We start from the raw sequence: 5,230 nt of genomic DNA on the forward strand, positions 1-5,230 counted from the left end.
GGCGCGCCTCCGAACACGGAAATCGATCCTCGTGGACGACCGTTGTCGAAGAACGACACGATGGATACGTTCTGTCTGCCGAGGCCCGACTGGCTGGCGTTGAATCCATCCTGCAGTATGTAGATCGTGCCATTGACGACCTTCATGTCGCGCAGGTACTGGTATCCGGTCGACACATCGTTCGGATACACGACGTACTGGTCGCCGTTGAATCCAAAACCCGCCGGATCCGGCCACGGCACGCGCACACCACTGGCGTTGTAGCGGACGAGGCCGATGTTGCACAGCGACGTGCCGTTGCTGCAGGTTCCGCTTGCGCCGACGTTCGGTACCAGACCTGCAACGACGATGTCGCCATTCCCGAGCGGCGCCATGAGCAGGCCGACCATGTCCGCGTTCGGCGCGCCGGCGAAGTGATCGGGATAATCGCCGCCGTTGTTGAACGACGGCGCGTGGCGATAGACATCGTGCACCGTTCCGCCCACGTCCACCGGCGCTTCGGGTGCGGCATCGACATCCGCATCCACCGTCGATGTCGCCATGGCGGCAACGCTGCCGACCGACAGCAATGCCGCCATCGTTGCGCGTACCGCCAGCCGATACGCGGCGGGACGTCGCCATTGGTTCTCCGAACCGAGATGAGAGTGCATGGAGTGTTCCGCTTCGGGGTCGATACGCCACCGGTTACAAGCGGATACGCACGTTCGTCCCACAAACGGACATTGCCGCCCTTGCGCATGCGCCCCGTTGCCGCGCAGAAATCCCGGATCGGCGTGCCCTCGAGCCGGTGAACGCATGCAACGCCTGCGCGCGCCGTTCTTCAAGCCGCCTTGCGATGCTCGTAGAACGGCAGCGCGCGATCGTCGAGCAACGCATATTGCGTCGCGAGATCACCTGACGGGCTCAGCCACGCATCGGCGTTCTCCGGCCGGATCTGGATGATGCAACGGTCGTGTCCGGCGGCGGCGACCTCGGCCGGTGGATCGTCGGTGATCGCGGCAAACGAATCGAGTGTTGAGTCGCCCTGCGTCCAGTGCGACCACAGGCACGCGATCACCATGTCCTGTTCGGGTTTCGGGCGGAATTCCAGCACGACGTTTTCCTCCTTTTCGCCTTCGGCCAATGCACGCTGTTCCATCGTGTGTCGGCTGACGTTCTCGTAGAACGCGTTGACGAGAAGGATCGCGTGCTCGTGTCCGAACTGCGGTTTCCAGAAGCCTTCGAGATTGTCACGGCGCGCGTTGTAGGTGCCCGGAAACTTCGTGTCGTAAAACGCCGGCTTGCCGCTGGGTCTGCACTGGTAGCGCATCGGCACCACGGTTCGGCGCCCGTCCTTCATGATGATCACAGGCGCGTAGGACTGCGGGAAGATTCGCGCATCGCGATCTTTTGGCTCGATGCGGCGCAGATCAGCGAGCCGCTCAAGACTTCGTTCGACCTTGCTGGTCGCAATGCGCCGGTCTTCGAGCGCCTTTTTCGTCGTGCGCGTCTGCAACGTGCGCTCGGCATCGGCGAGCCGCTTGCGCTGCCTGAAAATTTCCTGCTCGAGTTTCGCTGACTGCGATGTGTTGTACGCGTCGATCAGCGCCTTGATCTGCCGCTCGTCGTCCGTGCTTGGATTCGCGAACCACGCGTCGATCGCTTTCGGAATCCGGATGCCGGTCGTGTGGTTGCGCAGGAAATACAGCTGGAAGAATTGCTGCACGCTGATGTCCGCGCCCCACTGGCGCACATACTTCTCGTAGTTGCTGAGGACTTGCGCCGAATAGCACACGCGAGGTCACCGGTTCGAAGCGGACCTCCATGCTACCCGCGCGACCTGAGGATGCGCTGAGCGAACGTCGACCCTCGGACGTCCTGCCCTCGTGGCTCGATGGTCGCGATGAAGAAACGGGGGCGCGGATCGCCGCACCCCCGAGTCGAATCTACTGGACTGCCTTGCTCGCTGGACGCACCGCAGACGGCACCGAACGCACCGCCGGCGGTTCGGCAGTCGTGGCTGCACCCGCCAGTTCGAATCCGTTCCTGAAAATCGTGTCGGAAGCGGCCGCAAGCCAGTCGCTCAGCCGCTGCGATGCGCTGGCGCCGTCGAACGCAACCGAGAATTTGCCGTAGCAGTCGGTCAGCGTGTTCGGCACATTCCCGCTACACGCAGCGCCTCCGCCCGACAACATGCCGATCACCCGGCCACCGATGCCACCGGGTGCGTTCGAGGGAATCAGCAACGCGGACCCCGACGAACCGCCTTCCGTCGTGCCCTGCGCATAGGGACCGGTCTTCCAGTGGGTCGCGGTGCTGCTTCCCCCCGTGCCGATGCAATTGTTGACGGTGGTCAGCGTGTGCGTGTTCTGAGTGATTGCCTTGACCCAGCCGCTCGGGTGATGGACGCCAATGCTGCCGGCCGTTGCAGTGCCGTTCGCATCCCATCCGGCATACGCAACATCGAACGCCGACGACGGCATGCTGTTGAGGCGCACCAGCGCGAAGTCGACATCGGCACGATGCGCGACGAGCGTGGCGCCACCGTTCTGCGTGTCCGCGGTGGAGCCGCCTCCGTGTGCGCCACACGTCGATGACTCGTAGTTCCAGATCAAAGACATGGAGGTCGCTTCCGCCTGCGTATTGATGCAGTGGTTCGCGGTAAGAAGGTATGGCTTGAAGTCTTGCGCGATGTCATTCATCAGCGTTCCGGTGCACAGGAATGTGCCCTCGGTCGTGTCGAAATAGAATTTCGCGACTGCCGAGATCTCGAGCGAATACGGCGCACCCAGCGGACACACCACATCGATGTTGCAGGTCCCCGACTCGCCCGCGCCGAACAGCGTGAACCCGCCCGCTCCTGTCGTATTGCGGTAACCGCTGCCCGCGCTGCTCAAATGCACGGCATGCGCCGGCAGTTGAACACCTGGCGGCACGTGCAATTCGAGAACCAGGGTGTCTCCTGCGAACGGCGCGAGCCAGAGCTGGTGATCCGGGCTCGCATCGGCCGCCGTGAACGGCCCCGCGTAATTGCGTGTCGACGGCGAGATGAGGTGCAGCGTGACACCCGCCGGGACTTCAAAGCGATCAAACCCGAGACGCAAGTCGGTCGCGCCAGCGGAGTTCAGCTGCAGCCGCCACAGTCGCCCACCATCGTCGAGCGGAATCCACAGTCCTGCGTCATCGGTGTCCACATTGATGCGGTTCGGCGTCGCGACACGAAGACGCTTCTCCGCATTCTCGCCGGCCGCCTCGAGTTGCCGTGAATCACTCGCCAGCAGACTCGACTGATCCACGGCCTTCAATACCAGCTGGGGCACCGAAGCGCCGGCCAGGGTCTGGGGATGTGCGTACGAATACGGCGCTTCACGCTGTTGGGCAATCGCAGTCGCGCAGCACAACAGCAACAGGCCGGTCATCAGATTCAAAAGACATTTCTCAAAACGCGTTCGCATCGTTCATTCTCCAGGGTTACGCCTTCGATTGGAGTGTACTCACAATCCCATTGCTGCCGACGCACGGAAGGCGGCACGCGACGCGTGGGGAAAATCCCTCATTCGCAGTTCGTTCATGCGCGCGACACGTTGAGACGCACGCGAAACCCGATGATCCGCGCGTGCAACATCCACGTGCACGCGCACACGCCACGTATCGATGCAGGTCGTGACGGCGCGTCGCCGCCGGCATGCCCCGTGGTCACCGTGGCGCGTGAGGCGATCGGTACGGTTTGCGTGCTCGACGACGAGCCGCGCAAGCTCGACGCGCGCCAACGCGAAGGGATGCAGGCGCTGGCCCGCTTGACCATGACATTGCTGGATACGCGTTTGCGTGAACAGGAACTCGAGCGCGCCGTCGTGTTGGCCGAAGCGAATGCGCGAACCGGTGCGGCAGGCTTCGCAGTCACGATCGTGCAGGCACAGCAGGTAGCGTAAATCGCGCAACGCGTCGGTGAACGCGCTGTCGAGCGCCATCTGCACGAGCTGGAACACCAGCTTGGCGAGGTGATCGCCCTTTCAAACGGCGACAGCATCAACCGAACAAGTCAAAGCGCAGACTTCATCACGGTTCTGCATGGCGACGCCATCGACGCGACCGAGCAGCGCCTGCGTGATCGCGTCGCCTGGTTCACTGCGGAAGCAGGTCTTGTTTTCGCCTGCGCAAGTGCGCGGTCGCATGATCCGCTGGAGCGCATCGAGTACGTGTACCTGCGGGCTGACGAGGCACTGACGACCGAGAAGGACTCATTCGTGTCCCACGAAGCCGCGGCCTGAGCGGCGCGGCTGCGCAACGTCAAAAAAGCCGCGGATTCGATCGGAAGTCTCCCGGTAGACGGCACGACAGTCGCTCATCGCAACCGTCGTGCCGTGAGCGGCTAGTTCGCGTCTGCCCAACCGACGACGAAGCTGTCCACCATTTCGGTACCGGAGAACGGTGTCGACGAGCTGATGATCACCTCGTCGATGCGGCTACGGCTGCCAAAGCCCTTGAAGCTGTTCGAACCGCGAATCGAATAGGTCTTCACGCTCGTGCCCGTCCGGATCGCCACCGTGATCGTCCCCTGCGACTCGAACGGCGTCGTCTTGAAACCGAACATGCCGCCGACCGCATTGACGGGAAGTCCCGAGAAACCGATGCGCATCGACCGCGTCGTCGAGGTTGCAACGACACCGAGCGCGGTGAATGCACCGTGGGTGTCTGTGACGTAACGGAGCTTTGCGCTGGTGCCGACCGGAACCACGCCGTACGCGTATCCATTCTTCGAGAAATGGATGAGCTGCTCGGTCGCGTGCGCTGGCGGCCGGCTGAACGGTTCGACGTAGTAGCCGGGCCGAAGAGCCGCCACGAATGCCGCTGCATCGGTGACGACGCCGGGGGTGCCGTCGCCGACATCAAAGTGGCCGCAACCGTTCGCAGGACCAATGGGATTGGCGGTGATGATCAGGTATTGATCGGCTGTCACATTGCTCGGAATGGTCAGCACGCCGCTGCCGCCAGCCGGAATTTCGGCCGACGCACTGGCAGTACCTCCCTCCGAGCAGGACGACAGCAGGAATGCGGTTGCATTGAAGTCGCTCGCGTTGATGCGGATGCGACGATCGACAATGGTGGATGGCCGAATGCGGTAGGCCAGATCGTTTTGCGGACTGTCAAACGCTCCGGCCGCAATCGAGGGGAGCGTGTTGGTCGCTGTACAGGTGTTTCCCGACACATTCGTGCCGCTGGTGTAGGTGATCGGCGAAGCACAGCTGCC

6 protein-coding genes are annotated in these 5,230 nt (G+C 62.8%); 2 read left to right on the plus strand and 4 right to left on the minus strand.

The features are described 5' to 3' along the window. From ABIV12_RS11220 to ABIV12_RS11230, 3 genes are all read right to left on the minus strand, one after another. Nucleotides 1-650 (minus strand): hypothetical protein (locus ABIV12_RS11220; protein ID WP_348059266.1); only part of this gene is annotated, 650 nt, incomplete at its 3' end. 170 nt (nucleotides 651-820) lie between these two features. Then, entirely contained in the window at nucleotides 821-1,774 is a 954-nt protein-coding gene (locus ABIV12_RS11225; protein WP_348059268.1) for an SOS response-associated peptidase family protein, read from the minus strand. A gap of 151 nt (nucleotides 1,775-1,925) precedes the next feature. After that, nucleotides 1,926-3,434 carry a hypothetical protein gene (locus tag ABIV12_RS11230; RefSeq protein ID WP_348059270.1) on the minus strand — a complete coding sequence of 503 codons (1,509 nt, stop codon included), beginning with the start codon at nucleotides 3,432-3,434 and terminating at the stop codon, nucleotides 1,926-1,928. A gap of 150 nt (nucleotides 3,435-3,584) precedes the next feature. On the opposite strand from ABIV12_RS11230, the gene ABIV12_RS11235 reads away from it, so the two are divergent. Next, entirely contained in the window at nucleotides 3,585-3,911 is a 327-nt protein-coding gene (locus ABIV12_RS11235; protein ID WP_348059272.1) for a hypothetical protein, read from the plus strand. A gap of 69 nt (nucleotides 3,912-3,980) precedes the next feature. Continuing rightward, nucleotides 3,981-4,250, plus strand: a complete 270-nt coding sequence (locus ABIV12_RS11240; protein WP_348059274.1) for a hypothetical protein — start codon at nucleotides 3,981-3,983, stop codon at nucleotides 4,248-4,250. Between the two features lie 101 nt (nucleotides 4,251-4,351). Here the strand turns inward: ABIV12_RS11240 and ABIV12_RS11245 are convergent. Next, on the minus strand, nucleotides 4,352-5,230 hold an 879-nt coding region (locus ABIV12_RS11245), incomplete at its 5' end, for a hypothetical protein (protein WP_348059276.1).

This window comes from Dokdonella sp., from assembly GCF_039926425.1.
Lineage (GTDB): Bacteria > Pseudomonadota > Gammaproteobacteria > Xanthomonadales > Rhodanobacteraceae > Dokdonella_A.